At 59.3% G+C, this 24860-nt stretch carries 28 protein-coding genes; 13 read left to right on the top strand and 15 right to left on the bottom strand.

From position 1 onward, the window contains the following. Positions 1–52: 52 nt before the first annotated feature. The 3 genes from BG455_RS10975 to BG455_RS10965 all read right to left on the bottom strand — a co-directional run bounded on the left by BG455_RS10975 (position 53) and on the right by BG455_RS10965 (position 2187). A complete protein-coding gene (locus BG455_RS10975) occupies positions 53–949 on the bottom strand; it encodes a substrate-binding periplasmic protein (protein WP_071470050.1) in 897 nt (298 codons plus the stop codon). A gap of 23 nt (positions 950–972) precedes the next feature. Then, positions 973–1683, bottom strand: coding sequence for a cytochrome c-550 PedF (gene pedF / locus BG455_RS10970; protein WP_071470049.1), 711 nt, complete (start codon positions 1681–1683; stop codon positions 973–975). Positions 1684–1761: 78 nt separating this feature from the next. After that, positions 1762–2187: a cupredoxin domain-containing protein gene (locus tag BG455_RS10965; protein ID WP_084386290.1), complete on the bottom strand. Its 426-nt coding sequence runs from the start codon at positions 2185–2187 to the stop codon at positions 1762–1764. A gap of 146 nt (positions 2188–2333) precedes the next feature. Here BG455_RS10965 and BG455_RS10960 point away from each other — a divergent pair, with 146 nt between their 5' ends. From BG455_RS10960 to BG455_RS10940, 5 genes are read left to right on the top strand one after another with little or no spacing between them, the layout of a single operon-like run. Beyond that, on the top strand, positions 2334–3503 hold the full coding sequence (locus BG455_RS10960; RefSeq protein WP_071470048.1) for an ABC transporter substrate-binding protein: 1170 nt from the start codon (positions 2334–2336) through the stop codon (positions 3501–3503). Positions 3504–3515: 12 nt separating this feature from the next. Further along, positions 3516–4490, top strand: a complete 975-nt coding sequence (locus BG455_RS10955) for a PQQ-dependent catabolism-associated beta-propeller protein (RefSeq protein WP_071470047.1) — start codon at positions 3516–3518, stop codon at positions 4488–4490. Further along, positions 4490–5218, top strand: a complete 729-nt coding sequence (locus tag BG455_RS10950; protein WP_071470046.1) for an ABC transporter ATP-binding protein — start codon at positions 4490–4492, stop codon at positions 5216–5218. Before BG455_RS10955 ends, BG455_RS10950 begins: the two co-directional genes overlap by 1 nt. Beyond that, on the top strand, positions 5215–6012 hold the full coding sequence (locus tag BG455_RS10945) for an ABC transporter permease (RefSeq protein WP_071470045.1): 798 nt from the start codon (positions 5215–5217) through the stop codon (positions 6010–6012). Before BG455_RS10950 ends, BG455_RS10945 begins: the two co-directional genes overlap by 4 nt. 12 nt (positions 6013–6024) lie before the next feature. Further along, positions 6025–6567, top strand: a complete 543-nt coding sequence (locus BG455_RS10940) for an SEL1-like repeat protein (RefSeq protein WP_071470044.1) — start codon at positions 6025–6027, stop codon at positions 6565–6567. A 297-nt stretch (positions 6568–6864) separates the two neighbouring features. On the opposite strand, the gene BG455_RS10935 is transcribed toward BG455_RS10940, so the two are convergent. The 8 genes from BG455_RS10935 to BG455_RS10900 form a co-directional block, all read right to left on the bottom strand. Beyond that, positions 6865–7758 carry an EAL domain-containing protein gene (locus tag BG455_RS10935; RefSeq protein WP_071470043.1) on the bottom strand — a complete coding sequence of 298 codons (894 nt, stop codon included), beginning with the start codon at positions 7756–7758 and terminating at the stop codon, positions 6865–6867. Between the two features lie 51 nt (positions 7759–7809). Further along, on the bottom strand, positions 7810–8109 hold the full coding sequence (locus tag BG455_RS10930) for a DUF6812 domain-containing protein (RefSeq protein ID WP_143079924.1): 300 nt from the start codon (positions 8107–8109) through the stop codon (positions 7810–7812). An 87-nt stretch (positions 8110–8196) separates the two neighbouring features. Continuing rightward, the gene (locus BG455_RS10925; RefSeq protein ID WP_218147536.1) at positions 8197–9129 is read right to left on the bottom strand and encodes a type II secretion system F family protein; all 933 of its coding nucleotides are present in this window, start codon (positions 9127–9129) and stop codon (positions 8197–8199) included. 47 nt (positions 9130–9176) lie between these two features. Beyond that, positions 9177–10187 carry a type II secretion system F family protein gene (locus BG455_RS10920; protein WP_071470040.1) on the bottom strand — a complete coding sequence of 337 codons (1011 nt, stop codon included), beginning with the start codon at positions 10185–10187 and terminating at the stop codon, positions 9177–9179. Between the two features lie 37 nt (positions 10188–10224). Next, the gene (locus BG455_RS10915; protein WP_071470039.1) at positions 10225–11643 is read right to left on the bottom strand and encodes a TadA family conjugal transfer-associated ATPase; all 1419 of its coding nucleotides are present in this window, start codon (positions 11641–11643) and stop codon (positions 10225–10227) included. A 78-nt stretch (positions 11644–11721) separates the two neighbouring features. Then, entirely contained in the window at positions 11722–13026 is a 1305-nt protein-coding gene (locus BG455_RS10910; protein WP_084386289.1) for a CpaE/TadZ family protein, read from the bottom strand. Further along, positions 13023–13796 carry a Flp pilus assembly protein CpaB gene (gene cpaB, locus BG455_RS10905; RefSeq protein WP_071470037.1) on the bottom strand — a complete coding sequence of 258 codons (774 nt, stop codon included), beginning with the start codon at positions 13794–13796 and terminating at the stop codon, positions 13023–13025. The genes BG455_RS10910 and cpaB overlap by 4 nt, the downstream gene beginning before the upstream one ends. A gap of 136 nt (positions 13797–13932) precedes the next feature. After that, the gene (locus tag BG455_RS10900) at positions 13933–14115 is read right to left on the bottom strand and encodes a Flp family type IVb pilin (RefSeq protein WP_071470036.1); all 183 of its coding nucleotides are present in this window, start codon (positions 14113–14115) and stop codon (positions 13933–13935) included. A gap of 283 nt (positions 14116–14398) precedes the next feature. Between BG455_RS10900 and BG455_RS10895 the strand changes: the two genes are divergently transcribed. The 8 genes from BG455_RS10895 to BG455_RS10855 all read left to right on the top strand — a co-directional run bounded on the left by BG455_RS10895 (position 14399) and on the right by BG455_RS10855 (position 21011). Continuing rightward, positions 14399–15154, top strand: a complete 756-nt coding sequence (locus BG455_RS10895; RefSeq protein ID WP_071470035.1) for a LuxR C-terminal-related transcriptional regulator — start codon at positions 14399–14401, stop codon at positions 15152–15154. Positions 15155–15547: 393 nt separating this feature from the next. Beyond that, positions 15548–16528: a sensor domain-containing diguanylate cyclase gene (locus BG455_RS10885; protein ID WP_071470033.1), complete on the top strand. Its 981-nt coding sequence runs from the start codon at positions 15548–15550 to the stop codon at positions 16526–16528. Between the two features lie 186 nt (positions 16529–16714). Further along, complete coding sequence (locus BG455_RS10880; protein ID WP_071470032.1) at positions 16715–17485, top strand: pilus assembly protein TadG-related protein; 771 nt, start codon at positions 16715–16717, stop codon at positions 17483–17485. After that, the gene (locus BG455_RS10875) at positions 17482–18051 is read left to right on the top strand and encodes a TadE/TadG family type IV pilus assembly protein (RefSeq protein WP_071470031.1); all 570 of its coding nucleotides are present in this window, start codon (positions 17482–17484) and stop codon (positions 18049–18051) included. The genes BG455_RS10880 and BG455_RS10875 overlap by 4 nt, the downstream gene beginning before the upstream one ends. Continuing rightward, complete coding sequence (locus tag BG455_RS10870) at positions 18048–18479, top strand: TadE/TadG family type IV pilus assembly protein (RefSeq protein WP_170124769.1); 432 nt, start codon at positions 18048–18050, stop codon at positions 18477–18479. The genes BG455_RS10875 and BG455_RS10870 overlap by 4 nt, the downstream gene beginning before the upstream one ends. 325 nt (positions 18480–18804) lie before the next feature. Continuing rightward, positions 18805–19485, top strand: coding sequence for an amino acid ABC transporter permease (locus tag BG455_RS10865; RefSeq protein ID WP_071470030.1), 681 nt, complete (start codon positions 18805–18807; stop codon positions 19483–19485). Further along, positions 19482–20189 (top strand): amino acid ABC transporter permease, encoded by a 708-nt coding sequence (locus BG455_RS10860; RefSeq protein WP_084386283.1) that lies wholly within the window; start codon positions 19482–19484, stop codon positions 20187–20189. Before BG455_RS10865 ends, BG455_RS10860 begins: the two co-directional genes overlap by 4 nt. Positions 20190–20222: 33 nt before the next feature. Next, positions 20223–21011, top strand: coding sequence for a transporter substrate-binding domain-containing protein (locus tag BG455_RS10855; RefSeq protein WP_071470108.1), 789 nt, complete (start codon positions 20223–20225; stop codon positions 21009–21011). Positions 21012–21149: 138 nt separating this feature from the next. Here the strand turns inward: BG455_RS10855 and BG455_RS10850 are convergent, their stop codons facing one another. The 4 genes from BG455_RS10850 to BG455_RS10835 form a co-directional block, all read right to left on the bottom strand. After that, entirely contained in the window at positions 21150–22019 is an 870-nt protein-coding gene (locus tag BG455_RS10850; RefSeq protein ID WP_111361331.1) for an ABC transporter permease, read from the bottom strand. Then, the gene (locus BG455_RS10845; protein WP_071470028.1) at positions 22016–22825 is read right to left on the bottom strand and encodes an ABC transporter ATP-binding protein; all 810 of its coding nucleotides are present in this window, start codon (positions 22823–22825) and stop codon (positions 22016–22018) included. The genes BG455_RS10850 and BG455_RS10845 overlap by 4 nt, the downstream gene beginning before the upstream one ends. After that, entirely contained in the window at positions 22825–23844 is a 1020-nt protein-coding gene (locus tag BG455_RS10840) for an ABC transporter substrate-binding protein (protein WP_071470027.1), read from the bottom strand. Before BG455_RS10840 ends, BG455_RS10845 begins: the two co-directional genes overlap by 1 nt. 64 nt (positions 23845–23908) lie before the next feature. Next, a complete protein-coding gene (locus BG455_RS10835; RefSeq protein WP_071470026.1) occupies positions 23909–24823 on the bottom strand; it encodes a fumarylacetoacetate hydrolase family protein in 915 nt (304 codons plus the stop codon). Between the last annotated feature and the right edge of the window lie 37 nt (positions 24824–24860).

The following is a 24860-nucleotide window of genomic DNA, read 5'->3' as shown; positions in this document are numbered from 1 at the left end:
CCGGACTTGATCCGGCACCTCGTGTCAGACCAAGCCGGGGCAGGACGGGCGCTCACCGCCCCGGTTCGTCCCAACTCAGCCCATGGGCGTGGTAGATCGCCGCCACCCGCCCGTCGCGCACGGCCGCTGTCAGGATGTCATCGACCTCATAGCTCAGCATCCGCGCTGTATAGAATGCCGTTGCAATACCGACCGGCCATGACCCGATAGCCAGCCCCGGCAACGGCCCGCTTTCAACTGCAAATTCCGGGTCATCGCGCAGGAAATGCTCCAGCTGCGCGCGACTGCCCATCACCGCACTCACCTCGCCCATGCGCAACAGATCAACCGCTTCGGACAGGGTGCGGCGGCGGCTGATGTTGGACATCAGCGCGCCCTGTTGCAATCCGGTCAGGTAGAAATCGGGCAGGGAGTGGTTTTCGACCGCCACGGTTTTGGTGGTGAAGCTTCCCGGCCAGGGTGGCTCGTCCGCATAATCCGAGACACGGTAGCCAATGGCGATGCGTTCCTGCGCATAGCGTCCGGTCAGCGCGGCCAGTTCGTTGCGGTAATCCAGTTCGCGGTTATAGGGCACGCGCATCAGCACGTTGACCACGCGCCGCCCCATGTAATGCCCCCGCCAGATATAGTTGCGCAGATCGGTGTCAACATCCTCATCTGCGGGCAGATCGATCACGCGCAGCTCGACCCCCAGCCCGTCCGCGATAAGCTGCGCCAGATCAACATCGACACCCACCAACTGCCCCGAGCCGTTGCGCCACGAATAAGGCGCGAAATCCTGATAAACCCCGACCTCGATATAGCCGCGTTCCATGATCGCATCATAGTCGATGCCAACACGGTCACGGCCTGAATCGTCTGACGGGTATTCACGGGCAAAAAGTCCTGACCCCGCGAGGGTCAGGACAGTCATCAGCATCACGGCTGACAGGGAGGTTCTGAGGGACATTCACATCTCCGTTCTGATCCGGTCTAGCGCGCGACAGACAGGCCGATGGTCAGAGTCTCATCCGCATCGCGCAAGAACCGCTCGCCGCCGCGTTCCAGAATAACCGCCGCGCGGCGTGCAATGCTGTCGGCTTTGGGTGCGCCTGACAGGGTGGGCACAGCCACGGCAATCTCCATCAACTCGGCATGGAGGGCTGCGATTTCATCGGCATAATCGGCGTCTGTCGCGGTGCCTGCGGCAATCGCTTCCTGTTTGTCGCGCAACCCGTCGCGGATGTCACGCAAGCGCGGCATGAATTCGGCAATCCCATCCGGGTCTGGCCGTGTTTCGATGAAAGTGCGGATCGCCCACATGGCCTGCTGGTTCATCAGATCTTCATAGGCAGGCATCCGTTCGCCAGAGCCACGGCGAATACGCTCCATATACCACTCATCATCCATTTCCTCGGCCATCAGATAGCGCAGGTCCGGCGCCAGCCCGCCCGAGACGACCTCCAGCCCGTGGCAGCGCGCGCAATTCTGGTTATAGGCGCTGTCACCGATGCGCAGGGCACGTTCCCAATAGTCGCCAGCCGGATCGCGGAACGGGTTTTCAAGCTCCCACCCGCTGGCAAGGTCCGGCAGTCCTTCGGTGTTCACAGGCTGAGGTGCGACATCCCCATGGGCCAGCGCCAGCGATGTTGACAAGGTGACAGCAAGTGCCGCCGATGACAGGATATTCAGATGATAGGGCATTCTTTCCTCCGGACTGTGTCTTGGCATTGACCCTAGCGAAGCCACCCTGCCCGCGCTATTCGACCATGGGCTATGCGACTATTGGACGACAAATGTGCCGGTCATCCCGCGATCTTCCAGACCACGGCAGCCAAAGCTGTATGTGCCCGGACGAATCGGCACGAAGAAAAGCTCCACCTCGCCGTCTGCATCCATTTCCAGCTCATTAAGCTGGGCGACCTTGATTTCCATATTCCCGGCCTCGATCTTGCGCAGCCATGCGTTCTGAAAAAAGCGTGGCGCTTGCCAGTTGCATTCGTGCCAGCCTACCGCCTGAACCTTCAGGCGATAAGCCTGCCCGGTTTGCATCTGGAATTCACTGGGCTCCATGCCAAATCCATTGTCTCCGGTGCCGACCTGCAGCTCCAGCGCCTCGGGCAGCGATGACAGATCGCCCCCTATCGCATGCGCCGCCCCGCCAAAGGCCAGCAGGGACGCGGCCGCCAGTGTCGTGATGCGTATCATGTTTATCTCCTCCATCTGCATGATCGTCTCAGCCTAGTCAGAGCGGCGCAACGATGGGAATACGACCATGGTCTATCGGACCAAAGTCCTATTTCGCGCGCCCTGCCCTGTGGCTAGCCTCTTCCTAACCTTTGGGAGGAGGCCATATGAAACCCACGCCCCTTGTCATTCCGACCCTTCTCGCAAGCCTTGCCGCCAATGCCGCGCTGGCTACGATTGAAGTGCCGATTGCCTATCTGGAACTGGAAATCGAGCGGCCCCCTGTGCTGACCAATCTGGACCCGGTTCCCGCTGATCTGGGCCGCATGGGCGCGGCACTGGGGCTGGCAGATAACGCCACGACGGGCGGGTTCATGGGCCATAATTACAGCCTGAGCGATGTAGTGGTGCCTTTGGGCGATGACTGGCTGGAGGCCGCGCGCACCGTGCTGGCCGATCACAGCATCGTGGTCGTGAATGCCCCCGCCGAGGCACTTCTGGCACTGGCCGATCTGCCAGAGGCCCAAAGCGCGCTGATCTTCAACGCCAGCGCCGAGGCAGAGGCGCTGCGCGAGGGCGCGTGTCGCGCGAACCTGCTGCACACCATGCCAAGCTACGCAATGCGCGCGGATGCCCTGATGCAATTCCTGATTTCAAAACGATGGGGCGATCTGGTCATGATCACAGGCCAGCGCGAGAGCGATATGGCTTTTGCCGAAGCCCTGCGCAATTCCGCCACCAAGTTTGGTGCGCGCATCCGCGCAGAGAAGGAATGGGACATGTCGTCGGACATGCGCCGCAATATCGGGCAGGAATTTCCGGTCTTCACGCAGGATTTCCCCAGCCACCATGTCATGCTTGTGGCCGATGAGGCAGGCGATTTCGGACCCTTCCTTGAATTCAACGCATGGGAGCCGCGCCCTGTCGCAGGATCGAGCGGCGCGCGCCCCGACGCATGGTCAGACCGTGTCGAAGCTTACGGCGCGGCACAGTTGCAACTGCGTTTCAAACGGCTGGCCGACCGGCCCATGGGGGCTGTGGACTATGCCGCATGGGCAGCTGTACGCGCGGTGGGGGAAGCGGTGACACGCACAGGCAGCAACGATGCGGGCGAGATTCGCGCCTACATCCTGAGCGATGCGTTCGAGCTGGCCGCCTTCAAAGGTGCCGCCATCACCTTTCGGGACTGGAACGGCCAGATGCGCCAGCCCATGCCCGTTGCCACGAAAACCGCCCTTGTCGCCATGACACCCATGCCCGGCTTCCTGCACGAGGTCAGCACCCTTGACACATTGGGGCGCGACCGCCCCGAAACGGCCTGCACGGCCTTCGACTGAGAGGAAAACCAAATGATCCGCAGCACAGTATCCGCCCTTGCCCTGACAACCCTTCTTGCCGCGCCCGCAGTGGCGCAAGAAGTCTGGGTCTCGAACGAGCGCGACAACACGATCAGCATCATCGACGTGTCCAGCATGGAAGTGATCGAGACGATTCAAGTCGGCGCGCGCCCGCGCGGCATTATGTTCAGCCATGACCACAAGGTGGCCTATCTGTGTGCATCCGATGACAGCACCATTCAGGTGATCGATGTGGCGACGCGCGAAATCCTGCACAACCTGCCCTCGGGCGAGAACCCCGAAACCTTTGCCCTGCACCCCGACAACCGCCATATCTACATCTCGAATGAAGATGACAACATCACCTCGGTTCTTGATGTGGTGGATCGCCGGATCGTGGCGCAAATTCCGGTGGGGGTGGAACCCGAAGGCAAGGCCATCAACCGCGCGGGCACCATCGCCATCACTACGTCCGAGACCACCAATATGGCGCATTGGATCAATACCGAGACATATGAGATATTCCAGAACTCGCTTGTCGGCTCGCGCCCGCGCCATGCGGAATTCACCAGCGACGACAAACGCCTGTTCGTCAGTGCCGAAATTGGTGGGGGGCTGCATGTGTTTGACACCGAAACTTTTGAAGAACTGGCCGAAATCCGCTTTGAAATCCCCGATGTGCACCCCCATGACATACAGCCCGTGGGCTTCAAGCTGACCGAAGATATGACCCGCGTTTATGTGGCCCTTGGCCCGGCAAACCGCATTGCCGTGGTCGATGCCGAAACCTACGAGGTGCTGGATTATCATCTGGTGGGCCGCCGCGTCTGGCACATGGCCATGTCGGATGACGAAACCAAGCTGTTTACCACCAATGGCGTGTCAGGTGATGTCACGATCATTGATCTGGAACGCCAAGAGCCGGTCAAATCCGTCAAGGTGGGCCGTTTCCCATGGGGGGCTGCTTACCGGCCTGCGGATAGCTGATGCACGACCCTGCCCTAGAGGTCACGGATCTCAGCTTTCGCTACGGCAAGAAAGAGGCGCTGCGCAGCGTCTCTTTCCGCGTCATGCCGGGCGAGTTCTGCGCCCTTCTTGGCCCCAATGGCGCAGGGAAATCGACGCTGTTTGCACTTCTGACGCGACTGTTCGTGGCGCGGCAGGGGCGCATTGCCGTCATGGGGCAGGATTTGCAGACCAACCCGCGCGCCGCATTGGCATGCATGGGGGTGGTGTTTCAGCAAATGACGCTGGACCTGGACCTGAGCGTGGCGCGCAACCTTGCCTATTTCGGCGCGCTGCACGGGCTGTCACGGCGCGAAGCGGCCTTGCGCGCGGGCGCGGTGCTGGAACGGCTGGATATGGCCGAGCGTGCGCGCGAAAAGGCCCGCAATCTGAATGGCGGCCACCGGCGGCGGCTGGAAATTGCCCGTGCGCTGATGCACCGCCCCCGCCTGTTGCTGCTGGATGAACCCACAGTGGGCCTTGATACAAGATCGCGCGCGGCCATCACTGCGCATGTGCATGCGTTGGCGCGCGATGACGGGATCGCCGTTCTTTGGGCGACACATCTGGTGGATGAAGTGGCCCCTGAAGACACGGCACTTATCCTGCATCAGGGGGAAATCCTTCAGACAGGGCGCGCCGATCAACTGGCCCCCAAGGGCGGGCTGGCTGCCCATTTCATGCACCTGACCGAAGAGCCGGTCACATGAGCCTCTACCTGCACGCCCTCGCGGCGATCCTGATCCGCGAAGCGCTGCGCTTTGTGACCCAGCGCGAGCGGTTTCTGGCAGCCCTTGTGCGCCCGCTGGTCTGGCTGATCGTCTTTGCCGCCGGCTTTCGTGCCGCCCTTGGCCTGTCGATCACGCCGCCCTATCAGACCTATATCACCTATGAAGTCTATATCATCCCCGGCCTGTGCGCGATGATCCAGCTGTTTAACGCCATGCAATCGGCCCTGTCCCTGGTTTATGACCGCGAGATGGGGTCCATGCGGCTGTTGCTGACCGCCCCCCTGCCCCGCTGGTGGCTGTTGTTTTGCAAGCTGCTGGCGGGGGTGCTGGTGTCCATTCTGCAAGTCTATGCCTTTCTTGGCATCGCCTATCTTTACGGGATCAAATTGCCGCCCATGGGCTATGTCTGGGTTTTGCCCGCGCTGCTGGTCTCTGGGATGATGCTGGGGGCTGTGGGGCTGTTTCTTGCATCGACCATCCGGCAGTTGGAAAACTTCGCAGGCGTGATGAATTTTGTGATCTTCCCTGTCTTCTTTCTGTCCACAGCACTTTACCCGCTGTGGCGCATGGCCGAATCCTCGCGCCTTTTGCGCGATATCTGCGCATGGAACCCGTTTAGCCACGCGGTCGAATTGATCCGCTTCGCGCTGTATATGCGCCTCAATCCTGAAGCTTTGGGTTGGGTCGCGCTGACCTTCGCTGTTTTTCTGACGCTTGCCATTTGGGGGTTCGACCCCGCCCGTGGTATCATGACCCGCAAAGCCAGCCCCTGAGGAGGACACAAGATGCGCGCTCTCGCCGCACTGCTGCTGCTATTCGCCCTGCCTGCCATGGCGGATGAAGAAGACTTTTCGCAATACGGCACCACCAACCCCGAGGAAATGACGCTGGAGCGGCTGGTCGAGCGCGCGGCACGCGGGGATGTGGATATGATGGTCTGCGCCAATGGATATCTGGCCACCAAGGCAGGCCGCCATGAACAGGCCCGCATCATCTTTGAAGCCTGCGCCAATGCGGGCTGGACGCAGGCCATGAACTGGATGAGCCAGCTGGACCATAACGGCCTTGGCGCGGATGAAGACCCCGACCGCGCCACAGAATGGAGCAGGAGGGCTGGCGAGATGGGCGATGCCGTAGGCACCTATAACCACGGGATCGACATGATCCGCGGGCGCGGCGTTGCCCAAGACATCGAAGCAGGGCGCGCCCTTGTGGACCGCGCGGCCGCGGATGGCCTTGGCATTGCACGGCGGTTGCAAGCGGCCGGATATGATCTGGACGAAGTCACACCCGATGCCGATGCGTGGAAATTCGCGCCCATGTTCTGACCGGCTTGGTATTCCTTGGCCGGTCCGGGGTGCCTGACAGGATGTGTAGTTTTGTGCCAGTCTGTGCTTGTCGGAACCTGTAGATGGGGGCGGCGCATTCGGATTGGCACGCCCACCACCGGCGCAGTAAATGCCCTGATGGCTGGTATGTGGCACGTTTGGGCCAATGGGGCGCGCGACACAGACAGCCCCTTGCGGGGCCGCCCAACTTTGCCGCCACGCTGAACTATGGATAGGGGCGCTTGCGCTGAAAACCTGATATCGGGTGGCCCCTGAAAACCCCAAGCAGACGACCCTTTACACTGTCATCAGCTCTGGCCTGCCGAACAAAAACCCCTGCGCTGCGCGACAGTTGTTTCCAACAAGCCAGAGCATCTGGCTTCGTGTCTCAACGCCTTCGGCGATCACATCGAGATCAAGGGCCTGCGCCAGCCGGATCATGTTCTTCACGATGGCCGCGCTGCGCCGGTTTTCCGGAAGTTCCCTGACAAAAATGCGGTCGATCTTTATTTCGGTGAAGGGCAACTGCTGGATCAGGCTAAGCGACGAAAACCCTGTCCCGAAATCGTCAAGCGATAGCGCCAGTCCCAAATGACGCAGGTGCCGCATGGTATTCTGCGTCACCTCAAGGTCATCCAGAGGCAGCGTTTCGGTGATCTCAAGCGTCAGGCGGTGTGCGGGCGCGTCCAGATCATGCAAAAGCGCGGCAACTCTGGCCGCGAAAGCGGGATCACGGAAATGCACCCTGCTTAAATTCACCGAAAGGCGCAAATGCGCGCGCTGCGGGTCATTTTTCCAGCCTGACAACAGCCGACAGGTTTGCTCCAGCATCCACATGTCGATATGCTGGACCACGCCTGTTTCCTCGGCACGGCAGATGAATTGCGGCGGCAAAAGCAGACCCCGATAGGGGTGATCCCAGCGCACAAGCAGTTCATGGCCCGTCACCATCACAGTATCCCCGCAAATCGCAACCTGCGGCTGTGCAAACAGGACGAATTGTTGCAACGTAATCGCGCGCTCTAACTCGGCGTCCAGCACATGGCGGTCCATACGCGGCCCATCCCGGCCCGACTGCTCGGCCATGTCGCAACCGGTATTCGGGCTGTCGGGGGGGGCAGGCCCCTGCTGACGGCCATTTGGGCCAGTGCCAAGCAAACTGGACAGAAGACGGGCTGTAAGACGGGGCATATTCTTGAAACCTTCATTCCGTTTTCGGGTCTGGGGGCATCTGGTTTCTGGTTACCACGCATTGCTTTGCATGTAGTCGCGGTCGAATTCCGGCAACAAATCTTGCAACTCTGACATATCCGCCAGATCAAGAACATTGATCTGGCGGACATGGGACTTGTTCACAAGCACTGTGCCGGTTTTCAGCCCTACAGGGAAAAAGGCGCGATCGTCACATAAAAGGTCCAGAATGCGTTGCCCCTGAAGCACAAAGACAATCCCGATAAGTGTGGACATGTCGGGAAACAGTATCCGCACGGGAACCTTGAATTTCGGGAAGACCTGGGCGGAATTTGGGGGCTGTCTGCTCATTTTATATCCGTCTTTGGTTTGGTGGTTTGGTCGGGTCTTCTGTTTCGCGGCCGTGTGGTGCAGGCGGGCGCGCGTGGGGGCATCGACTTAGCCTTGCAGCATCTGGATGATCATCGGCGCCAGAATCACCGCGAACAGGACCGGCAGGAAAAAAACGATCATGGGAACCGTCAGCTTGGGTGGCAGGGCGGCGGCTTTTTGTTCGGCATCGGCCATGCGGGCCTCGCGGCTTTCCCGCGACAGCACCCGAAGCGCCTGCCCAAGCGAGGTGCCATGTTTTTCCGACTGGATAAGCCCCACGATTGCCGATTTAACAGATGCAATGCCTACGCGTTTCGCCAGATTTTCATACGCGATGCGCCGCTCTGGCAGGTAGGCCAGTTCGGCTGTGGTCAGCAACAGTTCTTCGGCCAGCGCGGGGGAATCAGTCCCGATTTCTTGCGTGACCTTGCGAAACGCCGCTTCGCTGCTCATGCCGGATTCAACACAGATCAGCAGCAGATCAAGCGCATTCGGCCAGGCCCGCCGGATTGAAACCTGACGCTTTGTAATGCGGTTGCGCAAGTAAAGTGTCGGGACATAATAGCCGCTGACGGTACACAGCGCGACAATGGCCAAAAGCGCCGGCATCGAAAACTCTGGCTTGACCACCACGAATATATAGAAGGCCGACAGGCACAGCATGGCCAGCGGGCAGATCACCCGCAGCGCAAGATAGGTTATCACCGGCGATCTGCCCCGATACCCTGCGCGTTGTAGCAAGTGGATCGTCTCGCCATTCTCGGCCTGACTGACCAGATCAAGACGTTTGACAATATCGAGGAAGAACTTGCGCGGCGCGCGACGGACCAGCGCGCGCGCAGGCGGGGTGCCCAGCTTGGCCCTTTCGCGTTGTCTGATCCGCTCTTGGACATGGGTGATCTGGCGCATCCGGTGGTGTTGCGTATCGCGGCGCAGATAGGGCCAAGCCACGGCCAGCACAGCAAGCCCCGCTGCCACCGCTGCAAACAGCGCAGTCAAGATGTCTGGGTGCAGGGATAGGCTGGCAAGGTCCATGTCGATATTTCCTAGAAATCGAAGTTGATCATCTGGCGCATGATGGCAATGCCGCACAGCATCCACAGCGCAGAAGCGGCAAGCACCACATTTCCTGCGAATGTCGAAAACAGCAGCCCCACATAGTCGGGCGAGGTAAGGAACACGAGCAGACATACCACCGGCGGCAAAGAGCCGATAATCCATGCAGAGGCTTTGGCCTCGGAACTCATGGCGCGAATACGCCCCCGCATCTTGGCACGGTCGCGCAAGACGATGGACAGGTTTCCAAGCGCTTCGGACAGGTTGCCCCCTGTGCGGCTCTGGATTGTGATGACGATGGAAAAGAAACGCGCCTCTTCCAGCGCGACGCGCTCGGACATGCGATGGACAGCGTCATCCACCGCCAGCCCCATTGTCAGGTCTTCTACCGCAGTGCGAAATTCGGATCGCACCGGATCGGGCGATTCAGTTGCCACGATATGCAGGCAATCTGTCAGCGGAATGCCGGATCGCACACCGCGAACAATGATATCGACCGCATCGGGAAAAGCTGCGGTAAAGGCTTTGCGGCGTTGCTGTATCTGCCGCGCGATATAGGCATGGGGCAGCCACACCCCCAAGGCCAGCCCGAACCCCGCGCTTGCACCAACTGCAACCCCAAGCCCCAAGGACAGTGCAACCGTGACAGCCAGACCCACAACCACACAGATGCCGCCATAAACCAGCGGGGACCACTCCAGCCCCGCTTCGCGCAACCTGCCCCTCAGGGTGGTCCGAGAGCGCCAGCGACTGCGGGCCTGCCCTTTCTGTTCCAGTTCGCGCAGTGTTTCTTCAACCGACCGTCGCATATGGCGCTGGCCCTGCGCGGCTTTGGGGCCGCTGTGCTGCACTGTGCCGCCGCCCATGCCCAGCGCAAGCTCGCGCCGCTGTCGCATATGGGTTTTGCCCGCAAGGGTGGGCAGGAACAGCGCCAGCAACAGCCCGCCGACACTGGCGGCGACAAATGCGAATGTCGTCAGCGCAGAGAGGGCCGGACTCATGGCCACCTCTGCAACAGGTCGGGGCCACACACGCGCATCATCCCGATGCACCCGACGAGGCGTCAAGGGCGCGCGCAAGGCGTGTCTCTTCTCCGTAATAGCGGGCCTTGTCCCAGAAAGCGGGCTTGCCAATTCCGGTCGAGCGGTGCGTTCCGATAATGCGGCCATCGGCATCTTCGCCGATCATGTCGAAAACGAAAATATCCTGCGTGATTGGCACTTCGCCTTCCATCCCCAGCACTTCGGTGATGTGGGTAATCCGGCGCGAGCCGTCGCGCAGGCGCGCGGCCTGAACAATCACATCGATAGAGGCGACCGCCATTTCCTTGATGGTCTTTGCGGGCAGCGAGAAGCCCCCCATCGTGATCATGGATTCCATGCGCGACAATGCCTCGCGCGGGCTGTTGGCGTGCAATGTCCCCATGGACCCGTCATGGCCGGTATTCATGGCTTGCAGCAGATCAAAGGCTTCAGGGCCGCGCACCTCGCCCACGATAATACGTTCGGGGCGCATGCGCAGACAGTTGCGCACCAGATCACGCATTGTAATCTCGCCCACCCCTTCGATATTGGCAGGCCGCGTTTCCAGCCGCACCACATGGGGCTGTTGCAGTTGCAGTTCGGCAGAATCCTCGCAGGTGATGATGCGTTCATGCGCATCGACAAAGGCCGTCAGGCAATTCAACAATGTGGTCTTGCCCGAACCAGTGCCGCCGGACACGATCACATTGCACCTGACCCGCCCGATGATCTTGAGGATTTCGGCACCTTCCGGTGTGATCGCCCCGAAATTCACCAATTGATCAAGGGTCAGTTTGTCCTTCTTGAAGCGCCGGATGGTCAAGGTGGGGCCATCAATCGCCAAGGGCGGCGCGATGACATTGACGCGGCTGCCATCCAGCAGGCGCGCATCGCAGATCGGGCTGGATTCATCCACCCGCCGCCCCACCTGACTGACAATCCGCTGGCAGACATTCAACAGTTGCGCATTATCCCGAAAGCGGATGTCGGTTTCCTGCACGCGCCCTGCAACTTCGATAAAGATACGTTTGGTGCCATTCACCATGATATCGGCAATATCGTCGCGGGCCAGCAACGGCTCTAGCGGGCCATAGCCAAGAACATCATTGCAGATATCCTCTACCATGTCGTCCTGTTCTCTGGCCGATAATACAGTTTTGCGCGCAGCCAGAATATCTGCGGTCACACTGGCCACTTCGCGCCGCGCCTGTTCCGGCTCCAGTTCGGACAGGTTGGAAATATCGATGGCCTCGATCAGGGTGGCAACGATGGCTTTCTTCAGGTCGAAATAAGTCTCTGACGTATCGGCTTTTGCCCTGACAGCTTGGACCGGCGCGGATGCGCGCGGGGGCGCCCCCCCATCGGCAGCGGCGGCTTTGGGCTGGGTGATGATGGCGGATATATTGTCGGGGCGCTGCTGTCTTTTGCCGAACATGTTGCCTGCTTCCTGTTGGTGAACACAAATCCCGATCGGACCTGCCCCTTGTCACGTCTGTGGCCGCAGGCCGCGCATTCAGCCCGCCGCGTGCCACGGCATGCGAAACCACGCCCCTTTTTTGCCTGCCCCCGCACCCCCCAGTGCGCGATCTGCGGTGATATCTTTTGCCAATCGGGCGATTGCGCGGCTTGGCCCCGCGCGCGGGGCCATTTCGGTGATCAACCGGCCTTCGCCTGCGGCTTTTGCGAAAATCTGGGGATCGAATGCGATCCGTGTCTTGACCTCTACCTCCAGCCCTTGGGCAAAATCAGCGGGCGACACACCGGCCCGTTTGGAAATCCCCACCTGATTCAAGACCAGCCTTGGCAGCGTGTCATTCGGGCGTGCGGCGCGAAAGATATCGAGCAGGCATTTTGCATTGCGCAAGCTGGCCAGATCAGGCCCCGCGACAATGACAAGGTCATCCACCACAGCCAGTGCCGCGCGCATCCACGAGGATTGCAGATGTGGCAGGTCCAGCACCACCACCGGAAATGTCTGCCGCGCAAGGTCCAGCAGTTTTTCAACAGCGGCGGGGCTTGGGGCGGCGATTTCTTGCATGCGACCAGATGCAGGCAGGACATGCAGATAGGCCCCTTTCAGCATCAATGCGCGTTCCAAAAGGGCTTGGTCCAGCCGGTCGGGGTCTGTCGCCTGTTCCGCAAACCCTGCCGAGGGCACAAGGTTCAGATTCAAGGCCGCAGTGCCAAATTGCAGATCAAGGTCGGCCAGCATGACGGGGCCGCGCCTGTCCTGCCCCATGCGCCATGCGACATTCTGCGCAAGCGTTGACGTGCCAACACCACCTTTGGCCCCCAGAAAGGCGCAGACCCGCCCCATGCGCTTGGCAGGCCCGCTGGCATAGAGCCGCAGAATTGCCGCGATCGCAAAAAGAGTGTCCACTGGCGCGACAAGGTAATCCGAAACACCGCTTGCAAGAATGGCGCGGTAGAGCGCGATATCATTCGGCCTGCCGATCACGACAACTTTGGTGTCGGGGTCACAGACATCGGACAGTCTGTTCAGCCCTGCCAATATCTCGTCCCCGGTCGCGGTTGTTTCAAGGATCAGCAGATCGGGGGTTGGTTCCTTGGCGCAAAACGCAATAGCCGCCGCAATGCCGCCTGCGGCGATCCGCGGTGTCACGCGCGACATTCTGCGATCTTGCAGCGCATCGCGCAACGCATGTTCCGCAGCCGGCGTGTCACAAAACACGCCTGCCGAGATATGCGGAATCCGGCCCGAAAGGCCCGCTTCCCCCGGGGTGATGCGCGCCTCGGAGCGTAGCATCAGCGGTGCAGAGGCGTTTTCCATTTTGGGCATTTTTGCGGGCTGTGTCATCTGACATCTACCTGTTCCAAGACACCGCCACGGAAAATGCGCACAGCAGGTTTTGGCGCGGGCGTGGCGACAATGCGCGCGTCATCGTCATTATCCGCGAAAGAGCGCAGCGCCAAAGACAACAGGCCCGAGGCTTCTTTTGCCACGATAATTTCAACCTCGTTCGCTTCCAGTTCCAGCGTGGCCGTCTTGCCAAGGACAGTGTCATTCGTGCGGGTGTCGGTGGTCTGGTCAATGGCCAGAACCCGCACGTTGCGCAAAATGGTTTCACTGTGCATCTGCGTCTGGCCGGACGGGCCTTGTCTGCTGAATGTGCGCAACACATCGACACGGTCATTAGGCATGATGAACCCCCCGGCTGTGCTTTCTGCCGAAATGCGAACCGCGACGGCGCGCTTGCCCGGATCAAGCATGGATGACAAAAACCCGCCGCGCCGCTCGATCAGTCTTTCTGCGCGGATCGGCTCTCCCGCAGAGAAATCAACGCGTGTCAGGAAGCCGATAAAGGCATCAGGCGCGTCCGGCTGGTCGGTGCGGGTGATGAACCCGTCAACCAGTGTATGCGCGGGCCATGCCTGCCAGCGCATATCGTCTTGTGCCAGTTCGGCACCCTGCGCCAACGGGCTTGCGGCCACAAGCACTTGCGCTTCTGGCACGGGGTCAGGCGCGGTGGCAGAGGGTGGCGGCGGTGGCGGTGTCAGACTGGTTGACACCCATGCCGCCGCCCCGCCTGCCCCAATCGCTACAAGAAGGATAAGCAGGCGCAGCATGATGGCGTGTCATCTTCCTGTGTCAGGGGTGGGGGCTATAAGGCTGTTCCGGCGCGAAAGACGCCAGAACAGCTACGCTCGGTTGGGCGATGATGGGTTGCGGCCGCACAACAGAAAGAGAGCCGCAAAGACATTATCAGCCATCAGCATCCTTAGGATTAATTTCGGCACTAATTACCTCAAACAAAGCAGACAAATCACCACCAAAAAGCCCAAACGCCGCGATGATCGCAACAGAGACTATCCCTGCGATCAGACCATATTCAATCGCTGTCGCGCCAGAGTCGTTTTTGATGAAGCGGACCAGATAGTGTTTCATGTGATAACCTCTTGCTGAGACGAGCCAACTGCGCGCCAAGGGAGAGTGCGAGGAACACCAATAAGTTGCGGTATAACCCTTTTGCTCAACTTATACTTGCTTAAGTGAGACAACTTGAATAGTTAGACGCATGGCCTGTCCAAATTGGATGTTTGGACACTGTCCTCTCTCATCATCCGGGCAAATGCACTTGGACATGTGGATGGTGCCTGCGTCCATGCGAGTTCTGATAGTATGTCAGGCGCTCTCGTTCCGTCGCCAAAAAAATAAGGAAATCCACATCATGCTGGACCAGCCGAATCTAGGTTCGCACTCCACTGCCATCATCTCGGACAATGATGAATTCTTTCGCGTTGCCCTGCGCAGCCTTTTGCTGGAACGCAACGGGTTTGCCGAAGTGATCGAAACAACCTCTTTTGAAGAGGCGGTTGACCTGCTGGGCCATATGGGCGCAGTCGATGTGGGCCTGTTCGACCTAAAAATGGTGGGCATGGAAAACTGGCGAGACCTGTCGGCCCTGCGTGGTGAATTTCCGGATATGCTGCTGATTATCGTCACGGCCTCGCGCCAGCGCGAAGATATCCTCAGGGCGCTGGAAATCGGCGCGCATGGGTTCATCAGCAAAGGACTTGGCGCGTCCGAGTTGAGCCGCGCAGTGGCGCAGATTTGCAACGGTCAGGTCTATGTGCCGCCTTTCCTGCCTGAAAGCGTGTTCGAGGCACCGTCGGTCGCTACTGAAATCATGGCACCAGAGGCACATGTCCCCCCCCGAGAGGGCACCCAAACCCCTGCGCCGCCGACACCGCCCGCCCCCATCCTAGCCAATGCGCCAAACCTGCTGCATTGCAGCCCACGGCAACGCGAGGTGATTGACCTGCTTATTGCAGGCCATTCAAACAAAGGCATGGCGCGCGCCCTGAACCTTAGCGAGGGCACCATCAAATTCCACATGTCCGCCGTGTTGCGCCTGCTGGGTGCAAACAGTCGGGTAGAGGCCGCGACACGGGCGATGAAACTTTTACAAGGCGAAGCGCCTTGATCCGGCCTTGCACGCTGCATTTGGCATAGCGCGCTTGGGCGTTGCGCCCGCCGCAACAGTACTTGGCATGACCACTCTCTGACCAGCGCGTGAATTTCGGTATGTCGGGACTGCTGCGGCAAGCGCCTGTGCATGCAGGGGCACAGACCCAAACGCCAGTTCGGGCTTTCTGCCGAAAAAGCTGGCTTTCACAAACCCAAGAATGCGGAGCGAAACTGCTGTGGCCCGTCAGGGCAGAAAGCAAGACCAAACATATGGCCAACCCTTCTGGCCAGTTTCCTGTCGCCACCGCGCGCGATAGGTAAGTGCGCTATGTGAATTGCAACGCCCCACTGCCCTGTCCGAGACACAGCCGGACCCGTGCCCCATATCAGCAACACAAGGCAACCGAACATGACCGAGTCCTGCGAAACTCTGCGGCTGAAAGAGCTTGCACGGATCAATCCGGCCACAACCGCCTCGGAAGCGAATTTCGATCTGATCACCCGCCTTGTTCAACAGATACTGCATGTACCTGCCGTAGCGATCACATTGATCGACCATGACACACAATATCTGCGGGCGCGGCAGGGGATTGATCTTGAAACAACCAAGCGAGGTGACGCGGTCTGCGATATCGTTGTGCGCAGCGGAAAGCCCCTGATTATCGAAGATATGCACAAGGATGCCCGCGTCGCAGATAACCCGGCCGTCACAGGCCCGATGGGGCTGCGCGCCTATGCGGGCGCGCCGGTGACAACCAAGGCCGGATTCCATCTGGGGTCGCTCTGCGCACTGGACACAAAGCCGCGCGTTTTCTCGCCAGAGCAGATCGATATTCTGCGCAGCTTCGCACTTTTGGTCAGTGATCTGCTGGAATTGCGGGCGCAGGCGGATCAAGACTATCTGACCGGAATTTTGAACCGGCGCGGGTTTGAAACCGTGCTGGAACGCGAAATGTCGCGGACAAACCGGAACGGGTCCGCCGCAACCCTTGCCCTGATGGATCTGGACCATTTCAAATCGGTCAATGACACATATGGCCACCCCGTCGGCGACAAAGTGCTGAAGGCGCTGGCCGATCTGCTGTCGACCCGCTTGCGCAAAAGCGATTATCTGGCGCGCATAGGCGGCGAAGAATTTGCTGTCCTGCTACCAGATACCGCGCTTGAACGCGCCGCCAAGGTGGTTAACCGCATGCGCACATCCGTTGCGCAATTCCGTCTGGACGACTATCCGGACCTGTCGCTGACCATCAGCATCGGGCTGGTTGACATTACCAGATACGATCAAGATTCAGCCGCGATGATGCGCGAAGTGGATGCCGCAGTCTATCTTGCAAAGTCAAAAGGGCGCAATCAGACACGCTCCATTCCCACCGGCCCGTCGCTGTAGCGCAATAAACGTGACGGCGGCGCGCGTGCGCTTTTGCGCGCGCCCCTGCCCCGCCTGCGCCCAAGCAAACCCACCGGACTGGCCGCATGGCCAAGTGAAACTTGCGGCAAAACCGGCTATCATATGCAGGGCATACGATTGGCGATCCGCCTGCCTCAGTGATCGGCCACATGCAGGGAGAGGCGTATGTTGCACCACCACCTGTTCAGGACAGACCACGCAAAGGCTTTTGCCGCAGGCGAACAGGCGTCAGTTGCGGTGTCCAGCGCGCTGGTGCTGCCCGCCCTGCTTGGGATCGCCGGTTTGGCCATCGAATATGGCGATGCGCTGGTCACGCGGGCTGAAACCCAAAGAGTGGCCGATCTTGCTGCACATGCAGGCATTGTCGCTTGTGGACGCAGCGCGGCCACAAACCACGATATTGCCGGGCACTTTGACCTGTCGGGGGGCGTCACCTTTGGGCAGGGTGTCTATACGATTGACGGATATCTGCATCTGGGTGCGGTGGCGGGGGGCAGTGTCTGGTGTCAGGATGCGATGGTCAGCTTGCGCGCGATTGGTGTAAGCTTTGTGCTTTCGGGCAAGGGTCTGCACAGCAATAACCAGAATTGCAACGGCTATGCCGCCTTTTGCGCCAGCAGCGGCTATGATTCCATGCGCCTTGTCGCGCCATCCTCTGGGCCATATGCCGATATTGCCGTGATTGGCCCCTTGTCGCCAACGGTCACTGCGGGGGCAACATTCAGTGGTGGTGCCTTTGGCAGCCAGATTTCCGGCGCATTTTACGTTCCCAATGGCCCCATCTTGCTGACCGGCGGGGCCGGTGCAAGCAGCGCCGGTGAGGGGTGCTTCCAACTGGTCGGGGCAAGCGTCACATTGGAGGGGGGCACATCCACCACATCGGACTGCGTATCGGGCAACGCAGGGGGCGGTGCGCAGGTCAGGTTGATTGAATGACGCAGCCACCCCGCCGCCGCCTGCCCCTTTTCTGGCTTAGGGCTGCGCAGCAGGAAACCGGCAGCGCCGCTGTCGAATTTGCCCTGATTGCGCCTGTGATCTTGCTTATTCTGGCAGTCACTTTCGAGATTGGTCTGACACTTCGGGCAAAATCGCGTCTTGTCGGGGCCATCTCTGCCACTGCACACCAGACACTGGACAGTGCCGCCACAGTTGATGACGGGACGGCCCAAACCGTGGCGACAGCGCTTTTGGGGGGGCTGGCCGGTCGGGGACGCAGTGCAACAGTCAATCTGAACAACGCCGTCACAGCCCGTCTTGAAGGTGGCACAATCGTGGTCACAGATACAGGCGCGCCAGTTGCAAACTGCTACTGCCCCACGTGGGGCGAAGCGGGGTACGACTGGAACGCCAGCATGGCATGCAATACCGACTGTGCGGATGGCAGCCTTGCAGGACGGTTTGTGCAAATTACCGCGCAGGCCCCTTTCACCTCTATTCTGGGGGCATACAGTTTTTTCAGCCCCGAGACGCTGCAAAACTCTGCCGTGGTGCGTTTGCCATGATGGGCATCCGGCAATGCCGGAGCTTCCAGCGCGACACCAGTGGCGCAACGGCTATTGAATTCGCGTTTCTGGTCGGCCCTTTGTTGTTGCTGTTGATCGGGACAATCGAGGTGGGACGCCTGATGTGGTCCGGCCATGCTCTGGACGAGGTGGCCATCAGCGCGGCACGCTGCATGGGTATCCGCGCGACGGGATGCGCTGAAGAGGAGCAGGTCATTCCAGAGCGGACAAATGCCTTTATCATCAGCGCTGCGCAATCTTGGGGGCTGGTGCTGGACCCCACGGATATCAGCCTGAACGCCGACGCCGGTTGCGCGGGCGACACAGGGTTTTTGCGTGTCGCGCTAAGTTTCAGCTTCGTCAGTGTCCTGCCGGGTTTGGACGGCGCAACCTTGCAAGCGGAAGCGTGTTTTCCCGACCAGTTGTAACCCTTGCCCATGAACACGCACAGGTTCGGGATGCGCCCATGGGCGGCATCTCAGGTCAATCTGGCAGCACGCGCAGAGATTGCATTTTGACCCTTTCATAATCGACCCGCACATTATTTAAGCAAGGCACCTTGATGGCAGCAGATGGAATTCCGCGCGCCCTACGGCCAGATTTCAACATAGCGGCGTCCTATCAGACGCTTAAGCGCAGATATGGCGCATTATCAAAAAAACCCGAAAACTGTTGTCGCGGAAAAATATCTGGCTCGTGCATCATCAAGCCGTGTTGCCTCATTCCTGACATTGGGTATGGGGCGCGCGGACAGTGGACTTGCGGTTTTTTGAGATTTTCCGAAATGCCGATTATGTCTGGCGTCTTTTTGAAGGGGCCGCGCTGAGTGCCGGGATAACCTTGGCGGCGGGGATTATCGGCTTTGCAATCGCCATGGTCCTGTCCTTCCTGCGCCACCGAAGGGTGTTCGGCATTCACTGGGTCGCGGCGACATATGTCGAGTTCATCCGCAACACGCCGCTGATCGTGCAGCTTTTCTTCGTGGCCTTCGGGCTACCTTTGCTTCTGGGGTATCAATGGCCGTTTTGGGCGCATGCGCTGCTTGCGCTGGTGTTGAACTTCTCAGCCTATTTTTCGGAAATCCTGCGCGCCGGTTTCAACACTGTGGGCAAAGGGCAGGAAGAGGCTGCACAGGCCATGGGGCTAAAGCCGTTCATCATATTCCTAAAGATTACACTGCCACAGGCTGTGGGCAAAATGTTCCCCTCGCTTAGCAGTCAGTTTATCTTCCTGTTCCTGACGACTGGGATCATCTCTGAAATCGGCGTGCGTGACCTGACCAATGCAGGCATCTTTATCGACAGCCGGACGTTCCGCACCTTCGAGGTGTTCGTGACCTTGACCGTGATCTACATCGCCATCTCGCTTAGCTTCAAGGCGCTGATGGTTGGGCTGTACCGGCTGCTCTTTCCTTGGGTGGGATTGCAGCGATGAGAGACCTCATGATCGAGATTTTCGGGCGCCCGCATGGCATTGTGCTGTATCAGTTGCTGGATGCCACGCAATTTACCATCTACCTGTCATTGATCGCCTTCGTGGGTGGTGGCTTGCTGGGCGCATTGATCGCGCTGATACGGATCGCCCCCAACACATGGGGCAAGCGGATAACAATCGCCTATATCTGGCTGTTCCAATCGACCCCGCTTCTTATGCTGCTGTTCCTTACAGGACTTGGTGTGCCCCGCCTGTTCGGCATGAACATTGACCCATGGTACGCAGCCAGCATTTCGCTGACGCTGTATTCCAGTGCCTATATGTCCGATGTCTGGCGCGGCGCGCTAGAGGCGATACCGCGCGGGCAATGGGAAGGGGCCAGTGCGCTTGGTTTGCGCTTCCTGCCAACGCTGCGCCTTGTTGTTGCACCTCAGGCGCTGGGCATCGCACTTGCGCCAACTGTGGGGTTCATGGTGCAGATCATCAAGGGCACGTCACTGGCCTATATCATCGGCTTCACCGACCTGATGACAATCGGCAAACGCTGGGCCAACGCGCCGGTTCCGGGGACAGAACCCTACATCATCTTCCCGCTGATGGCGTTGATATATTTCAGCCTGTGCTTTCCACTTTCATTGTATTCGCGCCATCTCGAACGCCGGATGGGCACGATCAAGACCTTGCAACCCGTTGCGACTGCATAACTTTTGACTGTCACTCAGGAAAGGATGACACCCATGAAGACCCTGAAATCCCTTATCATCGCAGCGGGGCTTGGCCTTGCCAGCCTTGCGCCAAGCACCGCCCTTGCCGACCTGGCCGACATATTGGCGCGCGGCACCATCAATATCGCCGTGCCCGAAAGCTTCCCGCCCTTCGGCGCGCTGGGAATGGAAGGCGAGCATGAAGGCTATGATGTCGATGTCGCCAAACTGATCGCGGCAGAGCTGGGGGTCGAGGTGAATATCGTTCCCGTCAGTTCCAACCAGCGTATTCCCTATCTGGAAACCGACCGCGTCGATCTGGTGATCTCTTCCATGGGGGCAAACCCAGAGCGCGCGAAATCAATCTGGTTTTCCGCGGCTTATGCACCCTTTTATTCGGGCGCTTTCGCATCGGCTGATCTGGACATCTCCTCTGTGGCTGACCTTTCGGGCCTGAAGATCGGCGTCACCGGCGGCGCGCTGGAGGATCTGGAACTGACCCGCACCGCCCCGGATGGCGCGGAAATCATCCGCTTTGGTGACAATGCCGCCACGCTTTCAGCCTTTCAATCCGGTCAGGTCGATGTGCTGGTTACAGGCAACACAGTTGCTGCTGAACTTGCGGCCAACAACCCCAACCTAAGCGTGGATGTCAAATTCATCATGCGCGATTCACCCTGCTTCATCGGTGTCAAAAAAGGCAATTTCGATTTGCTGCAATGGGTCAATGTTTTCATTATGCACAAGACTTTGGGGGGTGAGTTGAACGAGCTGTCAGAAAAATGGTTTGGCCAGCCGCTGCCGCCCCTGCCCACGCTATGATGAAAATCGCCTTGCCACTTAAAGGTGGCAAGGCACTATTCCAAAGCCCGATACCCATCGCCAGACTATCCCCCTTGGCCCGCCTGTCGGCAGCACGCAACCTGTATCGCGGCGGGCGGGATCGGGCAGCGTTACGACTTAGCTCTCTCCACCCAAGCCCGCGCGTTCTTTGTGCCAGAAAACAAAGCGGCGCTGTACCCAGGCCACAAAGGCAAACAGTGCCAGACCCACGATCGACAGATACAGGATAAGTGCGAAGACGCGCGGTGTGTTCAGTTGGCTGGCGGCTGTGCGGATCAATTCGCCAAAGCCTTTGCCACCCCCCAGAAACTCGCCTGTGATCGCCCCGGCCATAACACCAACCGACCCGATCTTGAGGCCGGTAAAGATTTGCGGCAGGCCCATGGGCAGCTTCATCTTGATCAGCGTTTGCCAGCGGCTGGCACCCATCGTCTTGAACAGATTGCGGCTGTTCGTATCGGCGGCATGCAAACCTGCGGCTGTTCCGACGATAATCGGGAAAGTCGCAATGAAAGCAGCCAGCGCGACCTTGCTGTGAATGTCAAACCCAAGCCACGCCACGAATAGCGGGGCAAAGGCAACTTTCGGCATTGTGTCAATGGCCACAAGGTAAGGCATGATTGCCCGCTCGCCAAAGGCCGTTTCCCCCACGATCACGCCCAAGGTGAAGCCAATGGCGATCGCCAGCAAAAAGCCATAAAACACCTCTTTCAGGGTGATCCATAGCGCGGGCAGCATATAGCCCCCTGTGGCAAGGTTCTTGCCCACAAAGATCATATCTGCCAGCGTCTCTGCCGGCGTTGGCAGGATAATCGGGCTAACCAGCCCGAAGCGGGTTACCATATCCCACACCAGCACAAAAACGACAAAGACGAACAGCATCTGCACAGCGCGCGGAACCTGGTCCAGCCAGCCGACATGTTCTGTCCAGACTGTATCCTCTTCTGTCGCAGGGGCGGTGTCGGCGATCCGTTCCAGATTGCTCATTTGAAGGCCTCTTTGTCCAGAGAACTGCGGATATGTTCGACAAGCTCGCCAAATTTCGGGGTTGTCATCATGTCCAGCGTGCGCGGGCGCGGCAGATCGATTGTCACCACTTCTGCAACGCGACCGGGGCGGGGTTTCATCACATAGACAACATCGGACAGAATGACGGCCTCCTGAATGGAATGGGTGACAAGAAAAGCGGTCGCATTGCGCGTGGTGCAGATGCGCTGCAATTCCATATTCATGAAATCGCGCGTCAATTCGTCCAGTGCAGAAAACGGCTCGTCCAGTAGCAGCACCGCCGGTTCTGTAATCAGCATCCGGCAGATCGAGGCCCGCTGCGCCATTCCGCCCGACAGCTCGCTTGGATAGGTGTTTTCAAACCCTTTCAGCCCGACCAGTTCCAGAAGGGCGCGCCCTTGTTCATGCGCGGCCTTGGCGGCGGCCTTGCCGTCTCGGATCTCGATGGGCAGGACAATATTTTCCAGCGTCGTGCGCCAAGGGAACAATGTGGCCTGCTGAAACATCATCCCGATGTCGCGGCGCGGGCCGGTTACGGGGCGGTCTTGCAAGACCACCCGCCCCGTGGATGGCGGGATCAATCCCGACATGATTTTAAGAAGTGTTGACTTGCCGCAGCCACTGGACCCGATGACAGCAGAGAAGCTGCCTTTGTTCAGGGTCAGATTGACCCCTTCCAAAGCGACGATCGCATTTCGGGCATAGGTTTTGCCAACATTGCGAAGCTGATACACAGGTTCGCCAGTGGTGTTCGCCGGGTCGGTCTTGGCTGCGGCAGCCTGCATCAGTTCGCGCTCCCGTTAACTTTCAGCGTGAATTCATTGGTATATGCTTCGGTCAGGTCCGGCAAAGGTTCGGCAAGGTCACCCCCTGCAATCTGGACAGCCTGCCATTCTTCCCAGACTTCCGGCGGCTGGTAACCAAGCCCATTTGCCATATCGACAGGAATGGTTTTGCTGCGCACTGCCTCGAACAGCGAGGCCGCAAATTCCTTGTCTTCGCTTTCCTGCGGGTTGCCCGCTGCCAGATGCGCCAGCACCGCGTCGCGGTTCGCATCATCAAGCGCGAAAGCATGCCCTCTGTAGATTGCGCGGACAAATTTCTCTACCAGTTCGGGGTTGTCGCGGATCAAGGCACCTGTGGTAATGTAGCCATTGCCAAAGAACCGCGCATATTCTGAGGGGGTTATGTCACGCACCGCCTGCCCGCGCTGGTTCAGGATTGCCGCATCGGCGGTGGATGCTGAATAGGCGGAAATCGCGTTTTGCTGGAATGCTGCAACAGCGGGGCCACCATCGCCCACGGTCAGAAAGGTGTAGTCTGTCCCCTCTGTCATGCCCGAGCCGGACATCACGTTGCGCGCAAAGCCCACCTCGGCCCCATCCGCAGTGCCGGTGCCAACGACCATGCCTGCCAGATCGGCCGGGGTCTGCACAGGGCTATCTTCTGGCACGACAATGCCAAAATTGGACCGTGCCGAGAAGTTATAGATGAAAACCGCATCAACACCACGGCCCCGCGCGGCCAGAACCGGGCCAGGGCCAGGGCGCCCAAACTGTGCCTGACCAGCTGAAAGCGCCTGAAGCACAGCGCCAGAACCGTTGATGGCCTCTACTGTCACATCCAGCCCTTCATCGGCGAAATAGCCTTCTCCAATGGCCACAAATACGTTGAAAGAATTGATGGCAGATGGGCTGGGTTGCACGACAGTCACGCGTGTCATGTCCTGTGCCAGTGCCGGCGCGGTCATACCCAAGGCCATCGCCCCGGCTATGAGGGTCGTAAATCCACGTCTGTTTAGCATATTGCCTCCTCCCAATATGAAAATTTCAGTCCAGTGCGGCCCGGCCATGTGGCCGGTTCGCGTCTCAGACGGTGCGAAGGGTATTCGCCAACCGTCCAATTCCATCAATTTCGCAGACCACCTTATCGCCATCTTGCAAGAACCGGGGCGGGTCCATCGCATAGCCCACCCCCGAAGGCGTGCCGGTGGCAATAATATCCCCCGCCTCTAGCGTTAACCCTTCTGACAGCGACGCAATCAAGGTGGGAATATCGAAGATCATTTTCGCAGTTGTACTGCTCTGGCGAACCTCCCCGTTCACCAAGCAGCGCAACCCGATATTCTGCGGTTCGGGCAACTCGTCGCGCGTGACCACCACCGGACCTAGCGGGCAGGACCCATCCAGCCCTTTGCCTTTGAAATATTGCCCGCCATGCCTGCGCTGCACATCGCGCGCGGTGATATCGTTCAGGATTGTATAGCCCCAGACATGGTCATAGGCCCGTTCCTTGGCAATGTTGCGCCCCGGCGTGCCGATGATGACCGCAAGTTCCACCTCATAATCAATCTGGGTCGAGACCTGTGGAAAAATGGGAATCTCTGCCTCTGGTCCAATAACCGCGGTGCAGGGTTTGGTGAAGAATACCGGCACTTCCGTCACGGCAATCGTGGTGTTTTGCGCCCGCGCCCCTTCTGCGATATGTTCGGCATAATTGCGGCCAACACAAAACACATTCTTGGCAGGGCGCGGCAACGGGGCAAGCAATTCGGGATCGGACACAGCCAAGGCCGCAAGGCTTGGGTCGCCATCATCGGCGCGGGCCACAAGCTGCGCCAGTTCCGCCAAGGCGGCATCCCCGCCCTCGATCACCGCCTGAAGGCTGCCGTCCAGAAGGGCCGCATGTTGCACACCAGCCGCAGCGACGGGCAGGAACTGCCCATTGGCCAACTGGACCGCGCAGGCGGGTCCGGTGCGGGTAGAAATCGTTGCAAAACGCATAAGACGCTTCTTTCTTCACTAGAGTATGGGCTGGTGC

It is taken from the genome of Roseinatronobacter thiooxidans, from assembly GCF_001870675.1.
Taxonomy (GTDB): Bacteria; Pseudomonadota; Alphaproteobacteria; order Rhodobacterales; family Rhodobacteraceae; genus Roseinatronobacter; species Roseinatronobacter thiooxidans.
This window is presented reverse-complemented; position numbering and strand designations above follow the sequence as displayed.